The following is a 13619-nucleotide window of genomic DNA, read 5'->3' on the forward strand; positions in this document are numbered from 1 at the left end:
TTATGCCTGTACCAGTGGGCCGGGATTTTTCAGATACTGATCTTTGATCGCCTGTGCCGCCATCAGGGTGATCGCACCGATGGTATCGGTCGGGTTCGCCTGGAAGTTCTGCGGGAAAGCGTTGCCGCCCGGCACAAAGACGTTATGCACGTCCCAGCTCTGCAGATACTTGTTCAGCGCCGAGGTTTTCGGGTTATCGCCCATTACGGCACCGCCCACGTTGTGGGTAGAGACATATTTGGTCAGATCGAAATCCGCACCCATTGGCAGGAAGCTCATGCTCATGCTGTCAGGATTCAGCTCTTTCGCGATATTGCCGACGATGCCTTTCAGGTGCTGCTGCAGCTTCAGCTCATTCTCTTTCCAGTTGAAGGTCATGCGCAGCAGTGGCAGGCCACGGTGATCGTTGTAGTTCGGATCGAGATCCAGATAGATATCGCGGTAAGACTGACAGGTGGTGGTAATGCTGATCTTCATCGAATGACCGTACCACTCCTCCAGACCTTCCTTGTATCCCATACCCCAGGTCGGCGTGCCTTTTGGCAGCGCGGTGCTGATCGGCGTACCGGTCGCCTGTGAGCTGTGGATCTTCGCGCCGCCGAGGAAGCCGAGTGATGGGCCGTCGAAGTTGCCTGGCGAGATATCGTTAAACATCTGGCCGGTCGCGCCCGCCGTAGCGTACGGATTGAAGTTTTTATCTTTAAAGAACAGCGTCGCGCCGCCGTTGGACAGGAACGCGTAGTTACGCCCTACCACACCCTCTTCGGTAATCGGGTTGTAAGGCTTGCCGATGCCGGAGAGCAGCATCAGTCGCACGTTGTAGAGCTGGAAGCTGCTCAGCACCACGATTTTCGCTGGCTGGAAGCACTCGTTGCCCTGTGCATCGATGTAGATCACGCCTTTTGCGGTTTTCTTATCATCGTTCAGCACGACCTTGATCACTTCCGCATTCACTTCATAGGAGAAGTTCGGCATACGCTTCAGTGAATCCATTACGGCGGTCTGCGGCGACGCTTTGGAGTAGTTCAGGCAGGGATATTTACTGCAGTAGCCGCAGTAGTTGCACGGCGCGATCTGGTTGCCGTACGGGTTTTTCCACGCACGCGACACACAGGCCGACGGGTTCGGGAACGGATGGTAACCGAGTTTGGTCGCCACCTCTTTGAACATCACATTGTTCAGCGTGTCATCCAGCGCAGGCAGCGGATAAGGCTCAGAACGCGGGCCTTCAAACGGATCGCCGCCTTCCAGAATTTTGCCGCGCAGGTTGCCGGTGTTGCCCGACTGGCCGCAAATCAGTTCGAATTTGTAGTAGTAGGGTTCGATCTCTTCCCAGCTGAACGGGAAGTCCATCACCCGCATATCATCCTGCAGAATGCCCGGCTTGTAAGCCTCGTCGACATAGGTCTTCAGTTTGATATCGGTTGGTGTCGGACGGATCAGTACCGCCGTCCAGTGCAGGCCGGAACCGCCTACGCCGGTGCCCGGTGCAAATGCACCCCATTTACGGGTTGGCAATGCCGTCTGGCTGCTGTTGTAGCGCACGGTGACCGCCACTTCGGCGGGGGTAGCAAATACTTTATTGCGCACCGCATAGGCGTATTCATCCGCTGGTTTCGGGTAGGCGAACTCGTCATAATCGCGATCGCCGCCGCGCTCAAGGGCGCGCACATCCAGACCTGCCAGTGCCAGCTCGATGCTCATCAGCGAGCCTGCCCAGCCGAGGCCGCAGACCACGACGTCGACTTCTTTTTTAGTAACCTGTGCCATGATAATCCTGTTTCAAATACCTGATGTGGACGCGCCCTACGCGCGTTCGCCCTTCACACTGACCGGACCCAGCGGATAAGGAACGTTGTGCTGTTTCACCCATTCGGTGAAGCTGGCACGCGCGCCGGGGAAGCCGATGGCGATCCAGGCTTTCATGCCTTTATTACCGCCGTACATCGGGTCAGCAAGGTAGCCATGCTTGGTATCGGAAAGCAGCTGGCTGAAGAAATGCGCAGGCTTAAGATCGGCTTCGCCCAGTGCGGCAAAGTCGATCTCGTTTTTGTTTACCTGGGTCAGTACCGCATCTTTCTCTTCCAGCGTCAGTGCATGAAACGCTTTCTGATGGGTGTTCTGCGACCACTGATTAATCAGCCGGATACCGGTCTGATACATCTGCTGTGGGCGGAACGGGATCTGGTAACCCATGGTCGCGGGCGCCTGCGTATTGAACGGCCCCTGCATGTAGATTTCGCTGCCAAACGCTTCGCTGTGCAGCTGCTGATCGATAAAGATCGGCACGTTAGTTTCCAGCGCGCCCGGCGCTTTGCCTTTGCCACCTGCCGGAATCAAACGGTCAGTGGCGGCCAGGATAAACTGCCACTCATCGGCACTAAAAAAGATCGGTTTGTAATCGGCTAACTCCGGTGCGGCCATCTCTGCCGCCTGTGCCGCAGTAATGCCTTTGAAGACCAGTTCACTTAATGGCAACGCCAGCAGTGAACCGAGCAAAAATTTACGCCTGGTGGTGGGTTTTTCTAAAAGCATATCCGCACGACTCTCATCTGCTAAATACCCGCTTTATTTGTTATGAAGCTGAAAGGCTGAGTGCAGGCGGAAAACTCCCCGCAGAGATCAACGCACGCGGCACAGACGACGGCAGAACAGACAAGGGCAGGTAGAATTATGGTTCGGTGACTAACGGAACTTATCGGTTAATAACCTGGCAATCTTAGGGATATAGATATGTCTGGATGTAAAAATTGAATTTAAGATGTGTCTTAGTAAAAGTTTATCATGGTGTTGCGAAAGGGTTGCAGAGAGGTAAAAGATTTACAGCGCGAAAATCGGGGGTAAAACCGCATAAACATCGGGTATTTAACTCTTTTAACGCAGGAATGAGGGTTATTATTTTCGCCCTGACATCATCACGCCAGATAACCGATAAAAAAATATCATACTTCCATACAAGAGAATCATTCTCATCGTTAACACTATAGTGACTTTGATAGTCATACAATCAGACTGTGCGCAATTTGTGATCGGCTGAGTAAAACCGGCTTTATTCCGCCCGCTGTAAAATGACAATAAAATAATTACTGACCGTCATTATCTTATTTTGTCTCTTTGCCTGAATGACTACGCTAATAATTGTGCAAAGCTCATAAGAAACCCGCATTTGGAGATTATCCGGCGCCCGATAGAGTAGAGCTATCAACGACTCAGGATAACCCTCCATGCGAAAAACACTCTTGTCACTGTTTACGGCTCTGGCACTGGTTCACCCGGCACATGCCGCCACGCCTGCCGACACGCTGGTGATTGCCGTTCCGCTTGATGGCATCATCAGTTTCGACCCGGCGGAAAGTTTTGAGACCGTCAGCAACAGTAGCCAGCGCAATATCTATCAGACACTGCTGGAGCCGGATCATCAGAATCCGCAGCAGCTCTCACCGCTGGCTGCTACGCGCTGGCAGGCAGGCAAAACGCCTCATAGCCTGGTGTTTGATCTTAATCCGCAGGCCCGCTTCGCCAGTGGTCATCCCGTGACTGCACAGGATGTGGTCTTTTCATTAACCCGCGCGGTAAAACTCAATAAAGCGCCCTCTTTTATTCTGGGTGAATTTGGCTGGACGCCAGAAAACATCGATCAGCAGTTCACCGTGATCAACGACCACCAGCTTGAACTGCGCTGGCCAGCGGAGATTGGCAGCGATCTGGCGTTGCGCCTGCTGACCGCGCCGGTCTCCTCCATCGTCGACAGCAAACTGGCACAAGAGCACGCCAGCAACAACGATTACGGCAATAGCTGGCTGAAGGTGCACTCCGCCGGCAGCGCCGCCTATGCCATCAAACAGTTTGTGCCGCTACAGGCGCTGGTGCTGGAAGCCAATCCCCACAGCAGCCAGAAGCCGCATCTGAAGCGGGTATTGCTGAAAGGTGTGGCCGATCCCGGCAGCCGCCGTCTGCTGATACAGCAGGGTGATGTGGATGTCGCCTATCAGCTCGGTCCGGATCAGATTGCCGCGCTGAAAAATGTGGCGAATGTGCGTGTCGACGCCTTCCCGTCCAGCCTGGTTTATTACATCGGCTTTAACACCCAAAGCCCGCAGCAACCGGCGCTGGGCAATCCGGCGCTGTGGCAGGCGGCTCGCTGGCTGGTTGACTATGACAGCCTGGCGAACCAGCTGCTGAAAGGTCAGTACCGCATTCATCAGAGCTTCCTGCCGGACGGCTTCGATGGTGCGCTGAACACGACACCGTTTCATTACGATCTGAAAAAGGCGCAGGCGATACTGCAAAAAGGCGGCATCAAGCCTGGCACCCATATCGCGCTGACGGTGGTGAACCAGCCGCCTTATATTGATGTGGCGCAGGCACTGCAGGCCAGCTTTGCCAAAGCGGATGTGCAGCTTGATATCCAGCCGGTGGCGGAATCGGAGCTGTGGAGCAAAATGCGCAGCCGTGACTTCCAGGCCATCTTTACTTACTGGGGCGCGGACTACATCGATCCCAATACAAATGCCAGCACCTTTGCCTATAACGTGCCGGGCGGCGGCAAAACCCTGGCGTGGCGCGTCGGCTGGACGATTCCGGAGCTGAGTGCACAGACCCGCGCCGCCGCCGGAGAGAGCGATGCGGTGAAACGTCGCAACCTCTACACCGGGCTGCAAACCCGCATCCAGCAGGATTCTCCGTTTGTCATGCTGTTACAGGGCGCAACCCAGGTGGCGGTGCGCAGCAACCTCAGTCATCTGCAGCAGGGCATCGGGGTCAGCCTGCTCAATTTTGAAGAGGTTCAGAAGTAAACCACTGTTGCAGGCCGCTGTTCCCCGGGCAGCGGCCTTTTTTTTGGTGAATAGTTCTCCTCCTGTGCCGCTCCGGCTTGCTATCCTTCAGGCATAATCCAATGCCTGAGAGTGGAAAATCATGACTTCCCCGCTACTGATTGCCCGTACGCCAGACGTCGAACTTCATCTGTTGCCGCAAATGGCCAACCGCCACGGCCTGATCACCGGCGCGACCGGCACCGGTAAAACCGTTACGCTGCAGAAACTGGCTGAATCGTTCTCCGCCAGCGGCGTGCCGGTCTTTATGGCTGACGTTAAAGGCGATTTGACCGGCGTGGCGATGGCTGGCCAGTCCAGCGAAAAGCTGCAGGAGAGGCTGGCGAAAATCGGCGTCACCGACTGGCAGCCGCAGAGCAATCCGGTGGTGCTGTGGGATATCTTCGGCGAGAAAGGCCATCCGGTTCGCGCTACCGTCTCCGATCTCGGGCCGTTGCTGCTGGCGCGACTGCTGAATCTGAATGAGGTGCAGAGTGGCGTATTGCAGATTATTTTCCGCATCGCCGATGATCAGGGTTTGCTGCTGCTGGACTTCAAAGATCTGCGCGCCATGACCCGGTACATCGGTGACAACGCCAAAAGCTTCCAGACCCACTACGGCAACATCAACAGCGCCTCGGTCGGCGCCATCCAGCGCGGGTTACTGACGCTGGAGCAACAGGGCGCGGAGCACTTCTTTGGTGAACCGATGCTGGATATCGCCGACTGGATGCGCGTCGACAGCAACGGCAAAGGCGTCATCAACATCCTCTCCGCTGAGAAGCTCTACCAGATGCCGAAACTCTACGCCACCAGCCTGCTGTGGCTGCTGTCGGAGCTTTACGAGCACCTGCCGGAAGCGGGCGATCTCGATCAGCCAAAGCTGGTGTTCTTCTTTGATGAGGCGCACCTGCTGTTTACCGACGCGCCGCCGGTGCTGCTGGAGAAAATAGAACAGGTCATGCGGCTGATCCGCTCCAAAGGGGTCGGCGTCTGGTTCGTCACCCAGAACCCGGCGGATATTCCCGATCGGGTGCTGGGCCAGCTCGGCAACCGCGTTCAGCACGCCCTGCGCGCCTTCACCCCTAAAGATCAGAAAGCGGTAAAAACCGCCGCCGATACCCTGCGCGCCAACCCAGCGTTTGACAGCGTAGAGGCGATTCAGGCACTGGGCACCGGCGAAGCCCTGATCTCCTTCCTGGATACCAAAGGCAGCCCGTCGGTGGTAGAACGCGCCATGGTGATCGCCCCCGGCTCACGTATGGGTCCGGTCACAGGCGATGAACGCAACGGCCTGATCAACCATTCACCGCTCTATGGCAAATATGACAGCGAAGTTGATCGCGAATCGGCATTTGAGAAGCTGCAAAAAGGGTTTCAGGCCGCCAGCGATCAGGCCAGTGCGCCTCCGGCGAAAGGCGACGATGTCGCGGTAGATAACGGCATTCTCGGCGGGCTGAAAGAGATCCTGTTTGGCCGAACCGGCCCGCGCGGCGGCAAGCACGATGGCGTGGTGCAGACCATGGCGAAAAGCGCTACGCGCCAGATTACCAATCAGATCATCCGCGGCGTACTCGGCAGCCTGCTGGGTGGTCGTCGCCGATGAAACCGGCTCTCTGCTAAGATCAGGATATGGATAAACAACACGAACTGAAACGGACGAAACGTCTGGCGCTGCTGCTGTTACTGCTGGCTGCAATTACCTTTATCGTTACGCTTTTTCTGCCACCCGGCTTCTGGGTCAGCGGCGTAAAGGCGATAGCAGAAGCTGCGATGGTCGGCGCGCTGGCGGACTGGTTCGCGGTGGTCGCACTGTTCCGGCGCGTGCCGGTGCCCTTTATCTCGCGTCATACCGCCATCATTCCGCGCAACAAAGATCGTATCGGTGAAAACCTCGGTCGCTTTGTGCAGGAGAAGTTTCTTGATACCGACTCGCTGCTCAATCTGATTCGCCGTCACGATCCTTCCAACCTGCTGGCGCAATGGCTGAATGCGCCGGGCAATGCTGACCACATTGGCCGCCATCTGCTGCAGGTCATGCGCGGCTTCCTTGATCTGACCGATGACACACGGATCCAGAATTTCATGCGCCGCGCAGTACATCGCGCCATCGACAAGGTCGATCTCAGCCAGACCAGCGCCCTGCTGCTGGAGAGCCTGACGAAAAACAACCGTCATCAGGCGCTGCTGGACGCGGCAATCGAACAGCTGCTGAAGCTGCTGCATAAGCCCAGTACCCGCGAGTTTATTGCCATGCAGCTGGTGCGCTGGCTGAAACGCGAGCATCCGATTAAAGCAAAAATGTTGCCGACCGAATGGCTGGGCGAGCACAGCGCCGAGCTGGTGGCAAACGCGGTCGATTCACTGCTGGATGATGTGGCGCTGGATCAGGGCCATGAGCTGCGCCTCGGCTTCAATCGGGCGGTCGACAAGCTGATCGTTAAACTGCAGAACGACCCGGAGATGGCAGAGCGTGCCGAGGAGATCAAAGGCTGGCTGAAAGAAGATGCCTCATTCAATCGTTACATCGGCGAGCTGTGGAATGATATGCGCAACTGGCTCAAGGCGGATCTCAGCAGTGATGATTCACGAGTGCAGGAGAAAGTGCGCGGTGCAGCATTGTGGCTGGGCGAAACTCTGGCGGCCGACCCGGCGCTGCGTGACTCGATGAATCAGCATCTGGAACAGGCCGCACGCAGCGTTGCGCCAGAGTTTGCTGGCTTCCTGACGCGCCACATCAGCGACACCGTGAAGAGCTGGGATGCACGCGACATGTCGCAGCAGATCGAACTTAATATCGGCAAAGACCTGCAGTTTATCCGCATCAACGGCACGCTGGTTGGCGGCACCATCGGGCTGATTCTCTACCTGTTGTCGCAGCTGCCCCAGTTACTCCCGCTGCTGAGCCGATAACCGCCTGGTTTAGCCGGATTGGGGTGGATAGAGGCCAAACTCGGTGATAATAGCGCTAACAAAGCTGCGGATTTTCACCGTCTGGCGGCGGCCCGCCGGGATCAGCACATGCATGGGTCGTGCTGGCCCGGCATAATCGGGCAGCACCTGGACCAGCCGGCCCTGTCTGATCTCTTCAGAGAGAATGGTGGCCGGCCCCAGGGTAATGCCATAACCCTCCAGCGCCGCATGCAGCAGCGCTTTCCAGTCATTCGACCGCATGCGCCCCTGCGGATGCACCTCTTCAACCTTACCGGCCTGGCTGAATACCCAGCGGCAGGGTTTTGAGGGCGACCAGATGCCATAAACGAGACAGGCGTGGTTCACCAGCTCCGCTGGCGTGGCGGGCACACCGTGCCGCGCCAGATAGGCTGGCGACGCGCAGGCTATCAGCCGGTAGGGCTGCAGTGGATGGGCGATGATCGAACTGTCCGCCAGCGCACCAATCCGGATCACCACCTCATAACCCTCTTCAAACGGATCGACCAGCCGATCGCTGAGTTCAAGATCGACCTGCGTTTCCGGAAACCGGTCAAGATAGCGGGTCACAAACGGCGCCAGGCTAAAAGAACCAAACGTGACCGGGGCGCTGACCTTCAGCGTACCGGACGGCCGCTGCTGCATATCCAGCGCGATCGCATCCGCTTCCTGCACCTCTGCCAGCACGATTTTGCAGCGTTCGTAATAGTTGCGGCCCACATCCGTCAGGCTTTGTCGTCGGGTGGTGCGATGCAGAAGCAGCGTACCGAGATGCTTCTCCAGCATGGCGATATGCTTCGCCACCATCTGCGGTGAGATTTGCAAATGCCCGCCTGCGGCGGCAAACGAGCCCGATTCCGCGACGGTAACGAACACGTTCATGCTGGTAAGCCGATCCATGATTCCCTCCTGTTGGTTGTTTATATTGCGTCTGTTTGTCGATTTATTCACCTCCTGTTTTTAATTAAGGTCAGTGCGTGAAACTCATCGAGGAGAAACGTATGAAAATAGGCATTATTGGCGCAGGCTTTGTTGGCCGGGCGATTGCAAAACTGGCGATTCAGGCGGGACATCAGGTGATGCTCAGCAACTCGCGCGATCCACGAACGCTGTTCAGCCTGAAACCGATGATTGGCTGTGAAACCGGCACCGCCACCGAGGCCGCAGAGTTCGGTGACGTGGTGGTGATTGCCGTGCCGCTCACGGCAACGGAACAACTTCCGGCCACAGAATTGTGGGGAAAAATCGTGCTTGATGCGGTCAATTACTATCCCGACCGCGATGGCGAAATTGAAGAGCTGCTCAATGGCAGCATCAGCACCAGTGAACGGCTTGCCCGCCTGCTTCCTGACAGCCGCGTCACCAAGGCATTCAATGCCATCCGCATGACCGATCTTGAAACTCAGGGCCTGCCGCCGGGCGATGCCAACCGACAGGCGTTACCGCTGGCGGGAGATGATAGCGAAGGGAAAGCGATCGCCACGGCTTTATATGAAGCCTTTGGATTTGATGCCGTGGATGCGGGCTCGTTAGCGGAAGGCTGGCGTTTCGAGCGTGCGACGCCCGCCTATTGCGTAGCCCTGAACAGAGAACAACTTATCAGGACACTGAAAGAGACGACCCGGCACTCCGCATAAACAGGGCATCAGCGCAGAATAAAGCCGCTGAAACCGTCACTGAAACTGCATCTTCCACACGGCTGTCAAACGTAAAGCGATGGGAGCATACGCCTGTAGCAAAGCATAGCGGGCCAGGGATGGCCCGCGCTGAGCCGCCACGGATGGCGCTTTTGCGTCTTTGTGGAAGGCGTATGCTCCCTGAGCCTTCACTTTAAAAACAAAAAAGGCCGCTTGCGCGGCCTTTTCTTTTACTGCATTTACTGCGCTTAGCGCCGCTTAATCAACATAAACATACTGATAGCGAAGAACGCAAAACTCGGCAGAATCGCTCCCAGAATCGGCGGCAGACCGTAAACCAGGCTCAGCGGACCAAAAATCTGGTCCAGCACGTAGAACAGGAAGCCAAAGCTGATACCGGTCACTACCCGCACACCCATCGACACGCTACGCAGCGGTCCGAAGATAAACGACAGCGCCATCAGCATCATCACCGCCACCGACAGCGGCTGGAAAATTTTGCTCCACATATTCAGCTGATAACGTCCCGATTCCTGGCCGCTCTGCTTCAGATATTTACTGTAGCTATGCAGACCGCGAATCGATAACGCGTCAGGATCCAGCGCAACCACACCCAGCTTATCCGGCGTCAGATTGGTTTTCCACTCGCCACTCAGGCTCTGTGAACCGGTAATCTGCTTCGGATCGGTCAGGTTAGACTCATCAACCTGCGACAGTATCCAGCGCTTCTTAGCCGCATCCCAGGTCGCCGTCGCCGCGTAACGCACACTCTGCAGACGACGCTGATCGTTAAAGCTGTAGATGCTCACGCCATCAATTTCGTTGTCGCCTTTAATGCGCTCGATAAAGATAAAGCTATTGCCATCTTTCGCCCACAGACCGTTCTGCGTCGAGACCAGTGCGCCACCGTAAAGCTGCTGCGCCCGGTAGTTACGCGCCATCTGCTCGCCCGAGGGCGCAACAAACTCGCCAATCGCCATGGTCAGCAACACCAGCGGAATCGCAGTTTTCATCACTGACAGCGCAACCTGCATGCGGGTAAAGCCCGCCGCCTGCATCACCACCAGTTCACTGCGCTGCGCCAGCGCGCCCAGTCCCAGCAGTGCGCCCAACAGAGCCGCCATCGGGAAAAAGATCTCAATATCTTTCGGTACGCTAAGAAGCGTGTAGTAACCGGCGCTCAGCGCGTTGTAGCTGCCCTGGCCGGTCTTGCGCAGCTGATCGACGAACTTGATGATGCCGGAAAGCGACACCAGCATGAACAGCGTCAGCATAATGGTATTGAAAATGGTTTTACCGATATAGCGGTCAAGTACGCGAAACATCAGACCGACCCTCCGCGGGTAAAGCGGGCGCGAATCCGACGCATCGGCACCGTATCCCACAGGTTAAGGAGCACCGCCAGCACCAGATAGCTGATATTCACCACCCACATCCAGAGCGCCGGATCGAGCCGCCCTTTCGCGCCGCTCGACTTCAGCGAGCTCTGCAACAGGAAGAAAATCAGATAGAGCATCATGGCGGGCAGCATCGACAGCACGCGCCCCTGACGTGGGTTCACCACGCTGAGCGGCACTACCATCAGCGCCATCACCAGCACCGAGAACACCAGCGTCAGACGCCAGTGCAGCTCGGCCTGAAACTCAGGTGTCTTATTCGCGAACAGGTCGGTCAGGCTTGCCTGTTCTGCATCGTTAGGATCGAGCGTTGCCGCTTTATAGCCTACGATGGCCTGATAATTGGTGAAGTCGGTGATACGGAAATCACGCAGCAGAGCGGTGCCCTCAAAACGGGTGCCTTTATCCAGCGTCACCACCTGCGAGCCATCTTTATGCTGCTCCATGTGACCGCTGTCAGCCAGCACCACCGACGGTCGCGCGTTGCCCTTTGGCCGTAACTGCGCCAGGAACACGTTACCAAAGTTGTTGCCCTTCACATCCTCGACAAACAGTACGGCGCTGCCGTCACTGGAGGTCTGGAACTGTCCGGCGGCCATTGCTGCCGCGCCCGGGTTCGCTTTGGCGTTCTGCGTCACCTCATCCTGATAGCGGGATGACCATGGCCCCAGCCAGATGACGTTCACGGCCGCCACTATCGAGGTAAACAGCATCAGCACCATCGCTGCTTTCACCAGGACGGCCTTACTCAGGCCGCAGGCGTGCATCACGGTAATTTCACTTTCCGTGTAGAGCCGCCCCAGCGTCATCAGGATCGCCAGAAACAGACTTAAGGGCAGTATAAGTTGTGCCATTTGAGGCACACCGAGTCCTAACAAGGTCAGAACGAGGTTTGTCGGCACTTCGCCATCCACCGCGGCACCCAGGATCCTGACTAACTTCTGACAAAAGAAGATGAGTAGCAGGATAAACAGGATAGCCAGCTGGCTTTTGAGCGTTTCCCGAACCAGATATCTAATGATGATCACGCTTAGTACGCCTGTGAAAACTTGTCTTTTTGCAGGAAAATCGCTAGTTTCAACGCTTATCAGCCATTTTTCTTCATCAATGGCCGTCGCCGTAGCTAAATTTGTATGAAAAACGCGTCCGGGTGGTGAAAAAACAACATCTTGTCACCCTGATTCATTATGACCTCCAGCAGCAGAATGTCATGCTGCGACGATGAATAAATGGGTCATGAGCGCGCTACATTCTAGCGGCAGCAGCGGCCGTTGTCTTTAAGATTCAGGAGAGTGCATGGAGTTCAGTGTAAAAAGCGGAAGCCCGGAAAAACAGCGCAGTGCCTGCATTGTCGTTGGCGTTTTCGAACCGCGTCGTCTGTCACCGATTGCCGAGCAGCTGGATAAAATCAGCGACGGCTACATCAGCGCCCTGCTGCGCCGCGGCGAGCTGGAAGGAAAAGTGGGCCAGACACTGCTGCTGCATCATGTGCCAAATATCCTGTCCGAGCGTATTCTGCTGATTGGCTGCGGTAAAGAGCGTGAGCTGGATGAACGCCAGTACAAGCAGGTCATTCAGAAAACTATTAACACGCTCAACGACACCGGCTCAATGGAAGCGGTCTGCTTCCTGACCGAGCTGCATGTCAAAGGCCGCAACACCTACTGGAAAGTGCGTCAGGCAGTAGAGACCTCCAAAGAGGCGCTCTACAACTTTGACCAGCTGAAAAGTAACAAAGCGGAGCCACGTCGTCCGCTGCGCAAGCTGGTCTTTAACGTGCCGACCCGCCGTGAACTGACCAGCGGCGAACGGGCGATCCAGCATGGATTAGCAGTCGCGGCCGGTATGAAAGCGGCTAAAGATCTCGGCAACATGCCACCTAATATCTGTAACGCCGCCTATCTGGCGTCACAGGCGCGTCAGCTGGCGGATGCCTTCAGCAAAAATGTCACCACCCGCGTCATCGGCGAACAGCAGATGAAAGAGCTGGGCATGAACGCCTATCTCGCTGTCGGGGCCGGTTCGCAAAACGAATCGCTGATGTCGGTAATTGAGTACAAAGGCAATCCGGATGCGGAAGCACGTCCGATTGTGCTGGTGGGCAAAGGGCTGACCTTTGACTCCGGCGGCATCTCCATCAAGCCTGCCGACAGCATGGACGAAATGAAGTATGACATGTGCGGCGCGGCCGCCGTCTATGGCGTAATGCGTATGGTGGCAGAGCTGAATCTGCCGCTGAACGTGGTTGGCGTGCTGGCGGGCTGTGAAAACATGCCGGATGGCCGGTCGATGCGTCCGGGCGACGTGCTGACCACCATGTCTGGCCAGACGGTTGAGGTGCTGAACACCGATGCCGAAGGCCGCCTGGTCCTGTGCGATGCGCTGACCTATGTTGAACGTTTCGATCCGGAAGTGGTGATTGACGTGGCGACGCTGACCGGTGCCTGCGTGATTGCGCTGGGTCATCACATCAGTGGCCTGCTGTCGAACCACAATCCGCTGGCGCATGAGCTGATCAGCGCCTCGGAGCAGTCAGGCGATCGCGCCTGGCGTCTGCCGATGGCGGATGAGTTCCAGGAGCAGCTGGAGTCCAACTTTGCCGATATGGCGAACATTGGTGGCCGTCCCGGCGGCGCGATTACCGCCGCCTGCTTCCTGGCACGCTTTGCCCGCAAATATAACTGGGCACACCTGGATATCGCCGGTACCGCCTGGCGCTCCGGCAAGGCCAAAGGCGCCACCGGACGTCCGGTGCCGATGCTGTCGCAATTTCTGTTGAATCGGGCAGGATTGAACGGCGACGATTAAGCGCCCTCTTTTCTGACAGCAAGGGCGGATAT

Annotated in this window: 10 protein-coding genes; 5 read left to right on the forward strand and 5 right to left on the reverse strand. The window is 56.6% G+C overall.

Annotated elements, in window-relative coordinates; translation table 11 throughout:
- Nucleotides 1–1770, reverse strand: coding sequence for a GMC family oxidoreductase (locus ACXKZD_RS16830; protein ID WP_010251625.1), 1770 nt, complete (start codon nucleotides 1768–1770; stop codon nucleotides 1–3).
- A 36-nt stretch (nucleotides 1771–1806) separates the two neighbouring features.
- Nucleotides 1807–2535 (reverse strand): gluconate 2-dehydrogenase subunit 3 family protein, encoded by a 729-nt coding sequence (locus tag ACXKZD_RS16835; protein ID WP_010251628.1) that lies wholly within the window; start codon nucleotides 2533–2535, stop codon nucleotides 1807–1809.
- Nucleotides 2536–3224: 689 nt separating this feature from the next.
- Between ACXKZD_RS16835 and ACXKZD_RS16840 the strand changes: the two genes are divergently transcribed.
- The 3 genes from ACXKZD_RS16840 (at nucleotide 3225) to ACXKZD_RS16850 (ending at nucleotide 7727) form a co-directional block, all read left to right on the forward strand.
- The gene (locus ACXKZD_RS16840; protein ID WP_033759684.1) at nucleotides 3225–4796 is read left to right on the forward strand and encodes an ABC transporter substrate-binding protein; all 1572 of its coding nucleotides are present in this window, start codon (nucleotides 3225–3227) and stop codon (nucleotides 4794–4796) included.
- 121 nt (nucleotides 4797–4917) lie between these two features.
- Nucleotides 4918–6420, forward strand: a complete 1503-nt coding sequence (locus ACXKZD_RS16845) for a helicase HerA-like C-terminal domain-containing protein (RefSeq protein WP_010671776.1) — start codon at nucleotides 4918–4920, stop codon at nucleotides 6418–6420.
- Between the two features lie 26 nt (nucleotides 6421–6446).
- Nucleotides 6447–7727, forward strand: a complete 1281-nt coding sequence (locus ACXKZD_RS16850) for a DUF445 domain-containing protein (RefSeq protein WP_061703579.1) — start codon at nucleotides 6447–6449, stop codon at nucleotides 7725–7727.
- Nucleotides 7728–7736: 9 nt separating this feature from the next.
- Here ACXKZD_RS16850 and ACXKZD_RS16855 read toward each other — a convergent pair whose 3' ends face one another.
- Nucleotides 7737–8645: a LysR family transcriptional regulator gene (locus ACXKZD_RS16855; RefSeq protein ID WP_050679780.1), complete on the reverse strand. Its 909-nt coding sequence runs from the start codon at nucleotides 8643–8645 to the stop codon at nucleotides 7737–7739.
- A 101-nt stretch (nucleotides 8646–8746) separates the two neighbouring features.
- Between ACXKZD_RS16855 and ACXKZD_RS16860 the strand changes: the two genes are divergently transcribed.
- Nucleotides 8747–9382, forward strand: coding sequence for an NADPH-dependent F420 reductase (locus ACXKZD_RS16860; RefSeq protein WP_187491920.1), 636 nt, complete (start codon nucleotides 8747–8749; stop codon nucleotides 9380–9382).
- Nucleotides 9383–9630: 248 nt separating this feature from the next.
- On the opposite strand, the gene lptG is transcribed toward ACXKZD_RS16860, so the two are convergent.
- Nucleotides 9631–10707, reverse strand: coding sequence for an LPS export ABC transporter permease LptG (lptG, locus tag ACXKZD_RS16865; RefSeq protein ID WP_010251648.1), 1077 nt, complete (start codon nucleotides 10705–10707; stop codon nucleotides 9631–9633).
- The gene (gene lptF / locus ACXKZD_RS16870) at nucleotides 10707–11807 is read right to left on the reverse strand and encodes an LPS export ABC transporter permease LptF (RefSeq protein WP_010251651.1); all 1101 of its coding nucleotides are present in this window, start codon (nucleotides 11805–11807) and stop codon (nucleotides 10707–10709) included. The genes lptG and lptF overlap by 1 nt, the downstream gene beginning before the upstream one ends.
- Before the next feature lie 268 nt (nucleotides 11808–12075).
- On the opposite strand from lptF, the gene pepA reads away from it, so the two are divergent.
- The gene (gene pepA / locus ACXKZD_RS16875) at nucleotides 12076–13587 is read left to right on the forward strand and encodes a leucyl aminopeptidase (RefSeq protein WP_010251654.1); all 1512 of its coding nucleotides are present in this window, start codon (nucleotides 12076–12078) and stop codon (nucleotides 13585–13587) included.
- Nucleotides 13588–13619: the final 32 nt, after the last annotated feature.

The sequence above is a fragment of the Pantoea sp. ABR1s genome (assembly GCF_057812235.1).

Bases quoted from the DNA above. Each gene is read 5' to 3' on its own strand.
- ACXKZD_RS16830 (WP_010251625.1), bottom strand. From the start codon at position 1,770: ATGGCACAGGTTACTAAAAAAGAAGTCGACGTCGTGGTCTGCGGCCTC.
- ACXKZD_RS16835 (WP_010251628.1), bottom strand. From the start codon at position 2,535: ATGCTTTTAGAAAAACCCACCACCAGGCGTAAATTTTTGCTCGGTTCA.
- ACXKZD_RS16840 (WP_033759684.1), top strand. From the start codon at position 3,225: ATGCGAAAAACACTCTTGTCACTGTTTACGGCTCTGGCACTGGTTCAC.
- ACXKZD_RS16845 (WP_010671776.1), top strand. From the start codon at position 4,918: ATGACTTCCCCGCTACTGATTGCCCGTACGCCAGACGTCGAACTTCAT.
- ACXKZD_RS16850 (WP_061703579.1), top strand. From the start codon at position 6,447: ATGGATAAACAACACGAACTGAAACGGACGAAACGTCTGGCGCTGCTG.
- ACXKZD_RS16855 (WP_050679780.1), bottom strand. From the start codon at position 8,645: ATGGATCGGCTTACCAGCATGAACGTGTTCGTTACCGTCGCGGAATCG.
- ACXKZD_RS16860 (WP_187491920.1), top strand. From the start codon at position 8,747: ATGAAAATAGGCATTATTGGCGCAGGCTTTGTTGGCCGGGCGATTGCA.
- lptG (WP_010251648.1), bottom strand. From the start codon at position 10,707: ATGTTTCGCGTACTTGACCGCTATATCGGTAAAACCATTTTCAATACC.
- pepA (WP_010251654.1), top strand. From the start codon at position 12,076: ATGGAGTTCAGTGTAAAAAGCGGAAGCCCGGAAAAACAGCGCAGTGCC.